General features: G+C 38.8%; 13 protein-coding genes. 3 read left to right on the top strand and 10 right to left on the bottom strand.

Features of this window, described 5'->3' with window-relative positions; translation table 11 throughout:
- Positions 1-25: 25 nt before the first annotated feature.
- From R8P61_32275 to R8P61_32310, 8 genes are all read right to left on the bottom strand, one after another.
- Positions 26-175: a hypothetical protein gene (locus tag R8P61_32275; protein ID MDW3651800.1), complete on the bottom strand. Its 150-nt coding sequence runs from the start codon at positions 173-175 to the stop codon at positions 26-28.
- A gap of 137 nt (positions 176-312) precedes the next feature.
- Positions 313-1,449: a hypothetical protein gene (locus R8P61_32280; protein ID MDW3651801.1), complete on the bottom strand. Its 1,137-nt coding sequence runs from the start codon at positions 1,447-1,449 to the stop codon at positions 313-315.
- Positions 1,450-1,617: 168 nt separating this feature from the next.
- Positions 1,618-1,779 carry a hypothetical protein gene (locus tag R8P61_32285; GenBank protein MDW3651802.1) on the bottom strand — a complete coding sequence of 54 codons (162 nt, stop codon included), beginning with the start codon at positions 1,777-1,779 and terminating at the stop codon, positions 1,618-1,620.
- 1 nt (position 1,780) lies between these two features.
- Positions 1,781-2,935: a hypothetical protein gene (locus R8P61_32290; GenBank protein ID MDW3651803.1), complete on the bottom strand. Its 1,155-nt coding sequence runs from the start codon at positions 2,933-2,935 to the stop codon at positions 1,781-1,783.
- Positions 2,936-2,946: 11 nt separating this feature from the next.
- Positions 2,947-3,414, bottom strand: coding sequence for a hypothetical protein (locus R8P61_32295; protein MDW3651804.1), 468 nt, complete (start codon positions 3,412-3,414; stop codon positions 2,947-2,949).
- Positions 3,415-3,470: 56 nt separating this feature from the next.
- Complete coding sequence (locus R8P61_32300; GenBank protein ID MDW3651805.1) at positions 3,471-5,675, bottom strand: DUF5906 domain-containing protein; 2,205 nt, start codon at positions 5,673-5,675, stop codon at positions 3,471-3,473.
- Between the two features lie 3 nt (positions 5,676-5,678).
- Positions 5,679-5,963, bottom strand: coding sequence for a hypothetical protein (locus R8P61_32305; GenBank protein ID MDW3651806.1), 285 nt, complete (start codon positions 5,961-5,963; stop codon positions 5,679-5,681).
- Complete coding sequence (locus R8P61_32310; GenBank protein ID MDW3651807.1) at positions 5,947-6,216, bottom strand: hypothetical protein; 270 nt, start codon at positions 6,214-6,216, stop codon at positions 5,947-5,949. Before R8P61_32310 ends, R8P61_32305 begins: the two co-directional genes overlap by 17 nt.
- Before the next feature lie 146 nt (positions 6,217-6,362).
- On the opposite strand from R8P61_32310, the gene R8P61_32315 reads away from it, so the two are divergent.
- The 3 genes from R8P61_32315 to R8P61_32325 all read left to right on the top strand — a co-directional run bounded on the left by R8P61_32315 (position 6,363) and on the right by R8P61_32325 (position 9,113).
- Positions 6,363-6,728 carry a helix-turn-helix domain-containing protein gene (locus R8P61_32315; GenBank protein ID MDW3651808.1) on the top strand — a complete coding sequence of 122 codons (366 nt, stop codon included), beginning with the start codon at positions 6,363-6,365 and terminating at the stop codon, positions 6,726-6,728.
- Between the two features lie 522 nt (positions 6,729-7,250).
- Positions 7,251-7,901 (top strand): sigma-70 family RNA polymerase sigma factor, encoded by a 651-nt coding sequence (locus R8P61_32320; protein MDW3651809.1) that lies wholly within the window; start codon positions 7,251-7,253, stop codon positions 7,899-7,901.
- A 9-nt stretch (positions 7,902-7,910) separates the two neighbouring features.
- Positions 7,911-9,113: a hypothetical protein gene (locus R8P61_32325; GenBank protein MDW3651810.1), complete on the top strand. Its 1,203-nt coding sequence runs from the start codon at positions 7,911-7,913 to the stop codon at positions 9,111-9,113.
- A 390-nt stretch (positions 9,114-9,503) separates the two neighbouring features.
- On the opposite strand, the gene R8P61_32330 is transcribed toward R8P61_32325, so the two are convergent.
- Entirely contained in the window at positions 9,504-11,036 is a 1,533-nt protein-coding gene (locus tag R8P61_32330; GenBank protein ID MDW3651811.1) for an ATP-binding protein, read from the bottom strand.
- 11 nt (positions 11,037-11,047) lie between these two features.
- Positions 11,048-13,954 carry an ATP-binding protein gene (locus R8P61_32335; GenBank protein ID MDW3651812.1) on the bottom strand — a complete coding sequence of 969 codons (2,907 nt, stop codon included), beginning with the start codon at positions 13,952-13,954 and terminating at the stop codon, positions 11,048-11,050.
- Positions 13,955-13,958: the final 4 nt, after the last annotated feature.

The raw sequence follows: 13,958 nt of genomic DNA on the forward strand, positions 1-13,958 counted from the left end.
TATGACGAGAAATACATCCTTCATATTAAGCCTCTTTTATGTCAGCACGTTCAAGGGTAATGCTGATATATTTGCCTATGGTCGTTCGGGCAAAGCCTGTTTTATTGGAGAAGGAAGTTCTTTCTCTATTCAGTTTCCGAAAAGGATAGTAAGGGCCAAAGTGATCTAAACTCATCAAAGACTAATGAGCAAGATCTCGTTTGAGATCTCAGGCCAGCCTTGTTGTTTGGGCTGGTTTTCTTTCGTCTTAACAAAAATTCACTAGTTGAGGAGGAGGAGTTATGAGAATAAATTTGATTTTTATACAGTGCATTATTGAACTTGAATAAAGTAAATAAATTGGTCAATAGAATCTTCAAAGCCATCTCTAATAGTAATAGAAATTGAATCTGTATTAACTATTAAAATTTTATCTTCAACCAATAGCCTTATTAAAGGTTCAATTTCATTAAAGACATTTTTTTCCTTAAATGAGTCTTCTTCAAGTTGATTAAAATCTTCCTCATCGAGGTTTTCTTCTTCAAATTGATCAAGATGGTCTAATAATCCTATGTATTCAATATATATTTTTAAGGTTTCAACCTTTGAGATCACCTTTTTAATCCTGAAAAGACTTTTCTCTCCATATGTCTCATAGTATTCCAGGATTTTTAAGGGGAATTTCTCAATATTTAACTTATGATGTTCTTTAAATTTATTAATTAATCTTTTCCTCTTCCTTCTCCTAAATTTAATTCTAATTGAGTCATAAGTAACAATAGTTAGTATCGTAATTGCAATTATGATTAACCAGTAAATAATGAACCTTAGGAAGTGAATAAAAATATTTCCATAAAATAATTCCTTAAAAAAGCCAATTTTTGATTTGTCAGACTCTTTAAAATTTATTTTTATTCCAGGTACTCCATTTCCTGAGATATAGCCAATTGGAATCACATTTGGGACTACGTTTTCGTTTACAAGACAAAGAATTTTTAATGAAAAATATTGGCTTTTATCTAGAATTACTGATGAAAATCTATACTCACTGGATTCTATTCTTGTAATTTTCAGGTTTCTTTTCAGATAATCGTTGCTTGCTTCAAGCAATACTGGTTTTTGCAATACTTCTCCATTTTCGATTTTAAAGCCTAATGGATCCTTCTTATCATAAAGGTTTAGTGTAAGATTCTCATTGCCAATATTTGAAATTTTTATGGTAATTATCCTTAAGTTTTTCTGCTCCTTTTTAATGCTTACGCTATCAAATAGGATGTCCAATTTACCAATGTCTTCCTTTACATCTAAAACATTTGTATTGGTCAATATTTCAAATTGGAGGATCGGATTTTCTTCGTAGAAATAAATTGTATAAACCGAAAAAACTATTCCTATAAATCCTAGCAAAAAGCCCAAAAATGACCACGCAAACTTTTGATCAAGGTTTTTAATTTTTGCCCAAATTTTCATTTTTTTTGTTTCAATTGATAAGGATGAGCTAATCGAACTTGAGGAGGCTTTCGTCAAAAGTTGTGTTAAAAACGTCCTACAAGTAAAAATAGTGCAATTTGTTTTTTACATAAAAAAATCCCCCAGCTCCGGTGCCGGGGGATACATACGCATCATCTACTTCAGGTCTTAAGCCTGTTTATTCACTCCGGATCCAGGCTTAGCCTTATTCGCATCTTTCTCTTCCTTTTGATCATCTTCTTTTAAAGGAGCATTCCTGTAGGCAAGTATCATCATGACCCATCCGAAGAGGTATATGAGTGTTAAAATGACGAGAAATATATCTTTCATATTAAGCCTCTTTTATGTCAGCTCGCTCAAGGGCAATGTGGATGTATTTCCCAATGGTCGTTCGGGCAATTCCCGTTTTATTTGACAGGGCAGACTTATTTGGACTGCCATCAGCTTTTGCAGGAATTCTGTGATAATATTTGACAAGTTTTTTGTACTTCTTTTTGTCAATGCCCCTGGGAAGTGGCGGCTGAATTTTACTGCTAAATTCAGGATGCTTGGACTGTCCAAAATGCCGGGTATTTTTATCACTTTTGACAGTAGGTGATATTGCACGATCTGCTACAGCCATTTTGCGTTTTACATGCTTGGATTTGATAGGCAATTTCACACTTAATCTTGCACCAGATTTTGCAAAAACAGCTGCAGCTTCCCGCTGAATATTTTCCACACAAAATGCCTGGGCAATACACAGCATGAGCATAAAGGCATAGACCCCTTTTACCGCATTTCCCAGGGTATCTTTGATCCGCTGCTTGGTATCATTAATCAGCTTATTATTGGCATTCATCGAAGAAATAAATTGGGCCTGCTTGGTACTGTCTGATTGCTGAATCCTCCGGATGCTGGAGGATAATTCTCTCTGGTACTTCTTGCCCGACTGATTCAGATGATAAAGCCCCTGTTTGTCTTTCCATCCATAGCCCCCCAAATTTCCTCCCAAGAGCTTTGATAAAGCATGATGGTGCTTTTTGATATCTGCTTGATCGGATTCTGACATTGTATAGCTAAATACCTGCTTTGCTCCTGCATTCTCATCAGCCCGATACTCTCTTCCTTTCCAATTCATGTAGAGATCAGCGCTTAAAAAGAGTAGGGCACAGCCCAGGAATATTTTAGCTCCTACAGGGCGGTAGTCCCTGTCTGCTTTAGGAACGCTTAGCCATATTTCCACGCAAAAGCCAGCCAGGTAGGAAAGCATGAAATAGAGGACAGAGGCAATGCCAATGGTAAAGAACATCGAGAGCTCAAAAGCATAGGGCAGGGAATTGGTCATGGCCAGGTAAGCGGGTTGAGATACCCAGGCAGCAAAGGCGGTGGTCAGCCAACCAGTCAGAAATACTACCAGGAGAATCCAGACTACTTTTTCGGCTTTTCGGTAAGCTGATAGCTGGAGGGTAAATCCAGCTACTAAGCATTTGATTGTGTCAAACATATCTCCTTCCTTTAAGCGATTTCAGTAAAATAATAGCCCCCGGATCTATACCTGATCTGATAAAGCTCCTTCTCGCCATTTACATAGGTGAGAATCACTTTCTTTGAACCTCGATTATCGATCTCAATGGCTCCTGATTTTTCAAAGAACTGCCTTTTGGCTTGATACAAATTGGAGGCATGTACTTCCATCTCCATCACCGTAGGGAAAGCCTCGACCTGCGAACTCATAACTGGATCTCCATCTTTCATGCTTAGAGTCCCTTTTCCTTTTACTCCCCAGTTCCAAATCCACCATAAAAAGAGAAATCCGGCTATGATGACCTTCAAATTGATAGCTGCTCTGGGACCTGTGCTTGCAAGGGTAGAGGCTTGAAGGCTTCCTCCATGTAGGAGTAAGCAGGAGGGAAGGAGCATCATCCTGGATGCTGCGAGCAAGTACAGCAGCCATTTTTTCGAAAAAAATGCTAATTTTAACATAACTAATTGATTTTAAATCACTGCTCCTATGCTGCTCCAACAGCTAGGAGCAATTTTTATGGGTTGTTGTTTATTAAATTGTTGAGCTCCTCTTCTGAGAGGAAGTTTTGGGCCTCGAAGGTGAAAAAGCGACCCTTTCTATGTTTTATCAGTACTTCATCCAAACTATCATTGTCCTCCGGAATAATGGACCAGGAATAAGTCTTGTATCGTTTATTTAGGTTGTTTTGCATTCCCCAGCCTTCCTTCAGGATATCACTGATCTCTGATTTAAAGGCTCTGGTTCCTTGACTCAGAAGTTTTTGATGAATATCATCTCGGGTAAAGCGAATACAGGATTCCTTATAGGTCTTTTGAATTTCTGGGAGGAAATCAAAGAACGCATCTCGAATGATTTCGCGGATTTCTTTCTCTACGGTACTTCTGCTTTTCTCTTTCACACGCATCAGAGCATCTGTCTGAATTTGAGCTGGAGTAAACCACATCCGGGTTTTCTTTTTGCTCTTGAGTTCTCTATGAAGGAGCATATGCAAAAAGGCCGGAATCTCTTTGATCATATCATCGAGGAGATCTGTGTTTTCTTTGCCTTTGAAGCTATGAACCTTGATGACCCAGAATCTATCCTCTGCATCATCTATAGAAAGGAAATTGGTTTCATCATTGGAGGTAAGGATGAATTTGGCGAAGAAGGGAACTTCGATTCTATCTTTCCCTTTGGCTTCTGAGAAAATGGATTTGGCAAAGTTCCAGTACTTAAATGATTCGGTTGCCTCTTTATCCAGGCTCATGGTTGCCTCATCTACGGCGATCACCAATTTGCCCGCCCAATCATTGTTAAACTTGGCCTTAAGCTCTTCATTTTTGTATATGGCCATCTGCAAGGGATAGACAGCCTTGAGCCAGTTTAGAAAAGTAGACTTACCTGTTTTTCTCTCTTTAGAAATCAAGGCTAAAATGGGGAGTCGCTCGATGGGCATGGTATACAAAAGCTGCAGGTAATCCAGTCCTAATTGATATTGCTTACCAAAGATGTGTTTGAGAAATTTCTCGGTAGTTTTTGTCTCTCCTTCTTCCGCCTGGTGGCTTACCGGTTCATACTTATTGTAGTAGCCGCCAACCACCCTTCGATACTTGATGTTATCCGGAAGAATGGTAAAACCTTCATAGACGGGAATGGAGGACATGATTTTGGGACCATGTTGCCGCTTTACCATGTCGATGCTCCAGGGCGTAAGTCTTTGTCGGATTAATCCCCCCGGCCAGGGCTGTTCTTGAATCTTATATAGGGTAGTGCCTATCCATCTATAGGGTACTTTATCCGGATTGATCTCGCCATTGGTTTGGATGAGTTTCCCTTTTTCACGGTCATATTTGTAGATCCTTCCTCGGTAGCAAAACTCATTGTCATCCAGATGGGACTCAAATTGCTTATAAAAGGCATCTGCACTATCCAGATAAAAGAGGGCTTTGAAGGAGTTTTTGTCGAAGGAGGAAAGGTCAAAAAGATCAAAAAACTGATTTCCCTTTTCAAGGTCCTCAACTACTTCCGGATCATAATCTTCTTCAATCAAGAGATCATCCAATCCTTTAGTGCCCATATCATTGAAGTCTTCCTTGATCGCTGCCAAACCAGCAGAAAGGCCTAAGGGGAGCACACAATTTTTAAACGCATCGGCGGCTCCATGAAAGGAGTAGAGTCTTTTCGCCAGGTCTTTGTCCGGATCTAAAGGATCGTAGCTGCTCTTTCTCCAATCGGCATCATAAAGAAGTACCAGTTTTTGGACGTCTCGCTCTTTGACCAGCTGCATGATGCTGCTATGAAGCATGATCTTTTTCTCCCTAAATCCCCAGATACCAGAAATGCCTACGATGTCAAGGCCCGCTTTGGCTCCTGCCATAGCTTTAAATTGCCCTTCAATAACATATAGGGTCTCGATTGACGTTTTATTGATAAGTTGAGGGGGGATAAATATCTGAACGGGTGTATTGGTTGGGTTTTGATATTTCATATCTCCCCTAGGCTCCTTCAGGCGGGTTACATAATAAGGAGTCTCTTTTCTCCAGCGTCCTTTTTCGAAGCTAAGGGGAAGTCCATTGGGGGTTAGGTAATTGATGCGGATATCATCAGAAGGGGTAGGGGAGAACATAAAAAAGGGAACCCTTTTGCCATTCTCATCGGTAATCAGGAGGCAATTTTCTTCATTGCTTATCTGGAGCAAGGACAGGCGCTCCTGGCAGTAGCTGCTAACAGGATGATCCATAACTTAAAAAGGTAGGTCGTCTAGGGAAAAGGGATAGGGAGTATGACTATTATCTGACGCATGAAAACCCGCGAGGATTTCCTGGCTTCGATCTTCAGATACTTGCAATTGGCTAAGACAGTCAGATTTGGCTTTTTTAGTCAGGCTAATCTGCTGTTTGCAGATGACTTGCTTGATAATCTCCAGGTAGGTGATTTGAGCAAAGAGCGAAAGGCTGGGGTCAAGGTAAAGCTGGACATCAAAAAAGTCCTCAACATGCATACCCTTGATTTCAATGAGATTTTTCATGCTCAATAACATTAAAGTCAAAAGAATTGTCTGCGAGCTGGGCGGGGGTACATCCGAGGATGTCAGAGATAAGCAAGGCCTCTGTCAAGGTAAGATCATCTGTACGATCTCTCAGGATGTCATGCTTTCTATTTGTATCTAGGATGGCATTAAGACTATTATGTACAGCTTTGCGGGTTTCTTCATTTGAGATAGAATCAATCCTCTTTTTCAATAAATAGGGTTTTTCTGTATTTCTGGTGAGTCTTCCCATCTTTTTGTCAAGTTTTAATTTTACGATGTAAATGCTTTATTTAATTAATAAGAGCAATAAATGTAAAGTTATAATTTTACAAATACAATTATAAAAATACATTGATACAATCAAATTTTGACATAGGCCTGAGAATCAAAGAATTATTGAGGGGAAAAAAATTAACTCAATCAGAGGTTGCAGAGAAAATGGGGACTTCTCGGCAAGGGCTTAACGCGCTTTTGAATTCAAAGAATATTCAGACCAGGTCCCTGGTTAACCTCATGAATGCTACTGGGATAAAGGCATATGAGATCTTTGAAGAAGGATCTGCTTCAACTCCCTCAAAAGAGGCAAGTGCTATTGGAGCTGTGGAATTTGATACTTCTTTGTTGGAGGAAATGAATCAGATGAAAATGGATATCGCGTTGCTGAAGAAGGATGTGGAGTTTTATAAGGCGCAGATTATGGAGAAAGAAAAGCAACTGGAGGAGAAGGAACGGACGATTGAGATTTTGAGAGGGAAGGAGTGATAAGGGTATTAAATAAATTTCCAAGTGAAATTGATAATTGCCAGACCTTTAATCGGTGCTACTGAATAGTATGAGTATTTTGGGAAATAAATTATTAATCTTTATGGGAGTTCACGTAGTCAATTTTTAAAGTAATTGAAAAGTTCGTCGTTTGATCTGGATCTGGTAAAGGAATACTTAAAAGGTTTGGAGTAGATTCAGATTCTTTCTTCTTCGCTTTTAGATCAAAAGCATCCTTGAAGTATTTTATCCCTTGAAATAACTGCACAATAAATTCAAGAACTGGTCTAGATAATTTAGCAATACAAACCAGTGCAAATAAGATTATGAATTCCATATTAAATTTAATTTGATAATTCTTTTCAGTCTTCTAAATCATATATAACTATGAAAGGTTTTTTGTCGCAATTATAAATTAATATGCGACAATTTTATAATTCAGGTATTTGATAAGTAGAAGGCCTTAAGAGGATTCATAACAGAACACTATAGAATGAAAATATTTTAGAAATAAATTTCAAGATGAGCTACGTAGACTATTTAAAGAATTGTTCTCTTCATCAATTATTTAAAGAAATTGATGAAGAAAATTTTAAAAGTAGTCTTGCGATTAAATTTCTGATAAATAGATTCCATCCTTCAACCTTCTATGTCTGTTCATATTTCCTAAGGAGAGGAAGGGTTCCTGATCAAATAATTGAAGATGTAGCACTGGAATTAAGCTCAGATGTAATGTATGCCGTCTTGGAAAAATTTCCCCGGAATAGGGAGGCAGAGATTGGTTTCACTGATTTGTCCAACTGGATTTTTAAAGTGTCAAGAAATAAATCACTGAATTATGTTCGCGATAATCAAAGTAAAATTATAGAAGATTCTTCAGCTATTATAGATGAGATATTCGGGAATGATCAGGTTCATGAAATGGAACAAAAGGAGTTAAGAGCTGAAGAGGAGGAGAAATATCGAATAATAGTGAAATTAGTTGAAGATTTAACCGAGGTAGAAAAAATAATTCTTTTGAAGGAATTTGGGGGAGAAGATCTCAATGACAAAAAGATATCAGGATTAATTGGAGTCTCATATGATTATGTAAGAAAAAAACGTAAGCAAGTGCGCGATAGCTTGATTAAAAAATACAAAAGAATAATGGAGTCGTTAAGAACCGAATCATAGATCAATTAAATGAAAAATATCAATCTCCATATTGCTAGGTTATTGTCCGAAAGGATGGGTAGAGTTAAAGAAAATTCAACTTCTATTGAAGAAGTTACTGAAAATAATAATTTACTCAGAGTAGCAGTGGAGGAAATATATTATCAATATTCCAAAAGTGAAAAAGATTTTCAGCTCTTGGAAAGTGATCTTATTGAGCTTGAAAAAAAGCTTTATGAAAATTATCTTTCATTTAATAGCGACTTAGATTCAATTGGTGAAATTCTCATATCTAATTCTAATACATCCGAAGTTGAAACTAATTATTCTGGTATCAAGTCATATTCTTCATCAGCAAAGCAACCTCAAAATGAAGAGTATAATGAATCAATACAAATTCGTAAATCCAAAAAATTAGCATCTAAGCTAATCTACGAACATGCCTATCGGTCTGAGAATTTTCGAAAGCAATTGGGCCCTCCCACTTTTCCAAGAGACCATATTTGTTTCGATTATCTTGAAAGCCTGAAAAACAGGCCCGGAACCTTATCCTTCTTCTATGTCCATGATCTACGTACTGGAGAAATCGTCTCGCCTCACAATATTGAAAAGGCACTCGGTTTCAGGCCCCGGCATTACAAGGAATGGCTGGAACTAATTCATCCAAGTGTCCAGGCTCGGTATATTATGCTGGGGTGGCAAACCTATGAAAGAGTCTTTAATGACCCTGAAGTGCAGGTCGGTTTTCTTTCCCATAAATATCAATTGGGAATACCGGTCTACGAGTCTACGCACAACTCTTATTTCTGGTACTTGCAGCAAAGTGAACCCCTTCAGTTGGACGAGTCTGGCAACATGATCCGGCAGATTAACTTTTTCACCAAGATTAAGAGATTTATGGGAAGCGGATTGCATGATAAGTTGCATCCATTCATCTTTGATAAGGATAACAATCAAATGCATGATTGGGAAGCCAACATCAGTAAGTCTGCGACAAGTGACTACTATTCAATGGTCCTTTCTGATATATTTAATACTTATGATTGGGATATCCTCGATTATCTCAATGATAACTTAAAAAACAGGGAAATAGCTAGATTATTGAACCTAAGTGAAAATACTGTACAGAAACGAAAAGCTGCTTTACTTAAAAGAGCGCGACAGGGTTTACCCATTGAAATTAAAGATACTGACGAACTTCTTATTTATCTCAGAAACAATGGAATTTACTAAAGTTCTATTGAAGAATTTTTTGATATCAAAAATGATACTTAAGGAATTTTGCAATATAAATTTGGCAAAATGAAATTGATTTTTAAATACCATAAATAGTCTAGTTACTTGTCGAAAAATACTAACTGATTTGTAAGTGTCTCAAAATAAATAATTTATGTATAGGTGTTTCTTTCCTGCGGGATCACAGAATATTCAAAAAAAACACCAACTATTTTAAAATAGTTGGTGTTTTTTTGTGTAGTTGGATTGCTTGGGTCGTTCGGCTTCTCTGTTGGATAGTCTAATTTTCTTGCTACACCCTATTCAGGAATTAGATGTCCAAGGCAGCTCTATAGGGTTTTTGTCAGGCTAGGTATTGGGTACCCCAATAAAACAAGTAAAAAGAGCCTACTTCAAGAGGTTTCGCAGAGAATCTATCATCGCTTGTTGAGATTGGAGAGAGTCGGACTGGAGTTCGACTTGTTCCTGGGCCATCCTTTGATATTTCTCGGCTTGTTGCCATAAAGTCATTGAAAGAATGGAGAATATCATAAGGATTAGACTAACTCCCCAAAAGAGCCATTTCCGTTTCCTGTTTTGGATCATGACCTTTTTGATTCTTTGGATCTCTGCCTCTTGCGTAGAAAAAATAGAATTCTTGCTTTTTTGGATGAATGCCTCTTCTTCAGAAGAAAGAGAGAGTTCTTCAATATGAGGAAAAATATAATCCAGGTCACCTTGGTTAAGAAAAGCACCTGTTAAATGATATCTTTCTAAACTATTCTTTACAAAATTATGGAACACTCGTAATCGACTTTCTTGCAGTGAAAACATTTGATAGATCTGTCCTGCTAAGGAATCATGGGCAAGTTCCCAACCATTTTGGGATTTTCTGAGTATTGATGCTTCGTGTAATCTATCGAGCATAAAATTCACAATCTCTCTCGAATAGCCATCCGCCTTCACAACGAGATCGATTGTGGCATCACTAACTTCTTGTCTTAATCCATCTTTAGAGATAAACTGAGAAAGTAGGGATAGAACAGATGGTGATTGGGATTTCTCCATGGTCGATCCCAATTCCCGTTCAATGTCATACATTTGGTCTTCAAGGAAGTATTTAATAAAATTATCAATTGAACCTAATTTTTGAATTTCGGCGACAGTGATTTCTAATGGTTTTTGTGGATCAATTTCTTTTGCAGCTGGATATGTTCTTGCATAATCTTCTCTGTAAAGACGGTCCAGGTAAATTTGAACATTATGAAGTGAAATATTTCCATTTATGCCCCTTAAGTTTTCAAGAATCATGGATATACTTCTATCAGGATCTTCAAAATTCATATTAAAATGAGTGCATGTTTTCAGAATAACCTCTGATAACTTAGCATAATTCATCTGTTCGATCCGAGTTCGATTGGTTAAAACATTAGGAAGAATTCTTTCCATTTCCGCCAATGCCCCAATGTATTCTTCTCGTATTATTAGAATCACAGAACAGGGGATCGAAGGATCTTGAAGCTCCTGTATAAGATGATAAAAAGATTCCTTTTCTTGTTCATCCCCCATTATCCATAATTCTTCCAATTGATCCACAATTAAGACTGTAGAACACAGCTGTTCCAAATACAATTGGGAGATCATAGAAGGAATTTCCTCTGTTTCGGTAGCATTGAGGCTCTTGCGAAGTGCCTCATGAATGCTTGCATTTATATTACCTTGTCTTCTTATAAATATGGGAATAAAGTCAGAAGAGGACAATTCTGCCAATAATCCAGCCTGTACAAGGCTGCTTTTCCCCGTGCCAGAAGCACCATAAATCAGGAGCAAGCGGGAAGTATGAAATAATAAATTTAATTGCTCTACTTCTCTGGCTCGACCAAAAAAATTTGCTTGGTCTTCCTTGCTGTATGAATCCAAAAATTTAAATGGGCTTTGCATGAGATTTATAACTAAGGTTCATTTACAGATGGTGATTCTTCGGTCAGTAATTGGGTTTTCAGATTCCAGCATTCCTGCCAAAGTTCTGAATTTTTCTCCTTGGAGGCTATTTCATGGGGCATATTGGCCCGCTCAGCAGAATACATATATGCATCTGATGTTTCATCGGATAAATACAGAAGCCTTCCATACGTAGCATTGTTGGAATTTACGGGAATGTCTACAATAAATGGGCTGCAATTCACAAAGGGGGTGTTTAGATCTTTACCGGCAAAGAGGAGCACGGAATTGGGGGGCAAAATAGTAGTTAGGAGCACTGATTCATGTTTATCTTCTAAAAAAGTCCGGCCAAATTTGATCAGCGTATGTCGGAAATGAATTTGTCCCTGGTTTTTCTCAGCACTGATGGACTTGATTGAGACCAGCTCCGTTGGGGAAAGGAATGAAAAGGTTTCCAGCAAGATGCTTAATGCCTGCTCGACTTTAAGACTTCTCTTTCCAGGATCAATCGAAATTTTCTGTTGAAGGTCCAATTCCAGCGAATGAAAGAATTGACAAACCGTTTCTAAAGACTCCCCATTGCGAATATTTTTCCGCAATCCCTGAAGCTCCGGAAAGAAAAAGGGTAACCGGTTGTAATAGTATAGATCTAGTATCGTTTTCAGAAGGGCAAATTGATCTTTCCCCTTTTTGTCCTGTTTGAATAACAACTTCAAGGATGCCTGAAACTCCAGAGGCACTTCTACTTTCCTGCCTTTCTGGTACGTTTGCCATAAATGTGCCATAAGGAGATAATTCAACAAGCGGAACATCACAAGGTAGATTTTCACTCCTTGTTGAAGCGTCTCTATAGAAGCGCCCTTTTGCCCTTTCATAGCCAAAAGTTTTCGTACATTCTCACGGATCGGCCCTGCCACAGGCAAGGTGTCAATCACTGCGGCACGGATCTTCAGGGAATCATTTCTGTTTTGAATTGCCTCAGTTAATTTGCTTGAAAACGGGGCAAGAGCTTCGCTTAGGTAACCGATGAGAGGATTCTCTAAATCTCTTGCCACTCGCTCAACATCCAGCGGACTTACGGAGGTTTCTGCTTCAGATGGAGGTGCATTAACGGAGCGGACATGTGTTTGGCACAGGTATAAGAGATCATCCAGGTTTTTAGCGTCTTTTCTTCCGACCAATTGGTCAAAAATCAAAGCAGGATTTTCAATAGGCTCTCCAAGTTTTTCGTGGATTTGTTGGATCATCCTGAGCACCCTGCTATCATCAATCGGCTGAATCAACACCCGATTGTTCAACAGGTCCGGGAATAGCGTTTCGTAATCGATGAGACGGATCAGCGCGGATTCCCGCAGACAAAAGACAACGCGTAGCTGGGGGTTCCTGGATTGAAGGGCACTAATGTGCTGAAACAGGTCCCTGGTGGCTGAAACCGAATCTTTTTCCAATAATTTTCCTAGGTGATCCAGGATCAAAATGGGCATCTGCTGTTCTTCTGAATTTGAGTCTTTGATTTCAAACAGAGACCAATCCAATTGTCTGATATCCTCCCATGTTCCAGCATAGTATACTTCACATTCCAATCGAAGTCTTGGGATCAAGCCTGCCCGAAGGAGTGCCGATTTTCCGATTTTTTCCCCGCCATAAACAACCGTAACACGATGCTGACGTTGATAGACAATTTTGTTGTACAGGACCAAAATTTCCTGCTCACGCCCAAAAAACAAAGTGGCCAGTTCTTCTGTGAATGGATATTCTCTGGTGAGAATGTCTTTGGGTAAAGCAGGGAAAGAATCAAGATTTGGGATGGAAAAGAAGTCGATTTCCTTTATGTGAATGCGCTCTGCCAAACGGTCATGAATGAGTTCGTATTGCTCGTTAGCTAGGGGACGAATGATCCGTTTTTCCACAAAAAAGTCCAGACACTTCCGAATAGTCCCTTGTGTATAGATCGGAGATTCTAGCTTCCTAATAAGCTCTTTTTGGAAGACGGGAAGTTTGGTGCCCTGATTGGATACCATGGCTTTTAGAAAACCCAGAGCGATGTTGATATCATACAAGGTTTCTCGTGTAAAGGCCTCCAACTGTTTCTCCAAAAATCCTGTGAGCACATTTTCTATATTCTCTGCCTCTTCAATAAGCTGAGGGGTGAAACAAGTCGGTTGGGAATTTTGTTCATGGGCCAATTGCCATAGTTTATCCAGGAAAATCTGCAAATAGGGTAGGCGGGCATTCTCACTGTCCAGGGTGATAGCTTCGATGATTTGTCGGGCAGTCGTCTTGCCTCCTTCAAGTCGAATGCCAAAATGATCTGTTGATCGAATAATGATTTCCTGAAGATTTCCATCTTCAATGGGAGCCAGTCGCATACGCACATCAAAGAGAGAAGGGATATGGTGCTCATACAGGAGCAATTGGGCAATGTATTCTTCTCGTATGCTGATGATGAATTTGCAAGGGGTTTCTGATTCTAATAATTCCCGGAGTATTGTAAAAAATTCTGTAGCCTCCTTTTCTTGCCTGACATTCTCTACAAAAAGTTCTTCAAACTGATCAAAAATCAAATGAATTGGTTTGAGCTGTTCTTCAAAGAGCGCCCAGAGAGCATCCTTGATCGATTTGGGTGTTTTTTTGGTCTTAGTTAGTTGAGAAATAATCACTTGCTTGAAGGATTGATTCAGATCGGTTTCTCTTCGAATAAACAAGGGATACCAGATATGTTTGACAATGCGTTTAGCCAACCCACATTGTACCAAACTGGTTTTCCCAGTACCTGATCGCCCATATAAGACAACCAGGTCCCCTCTGGTCAATAAATCATATAATAAGGAAACCTCTACTTCTCGGCCAAAGTATGCGTCCTTATCCGCTTGGGTATTTGCAAATGAGTTGAGAAACTTGAAAGGAGATACTTTCATGAGA

The organism is Bacteroidia bacterium (assembly GCA_033391075.1).
Lineage (GTDB): Bacteria > Bacteroidota > Bacteroidia > J057 > J057 > JAWPMV01.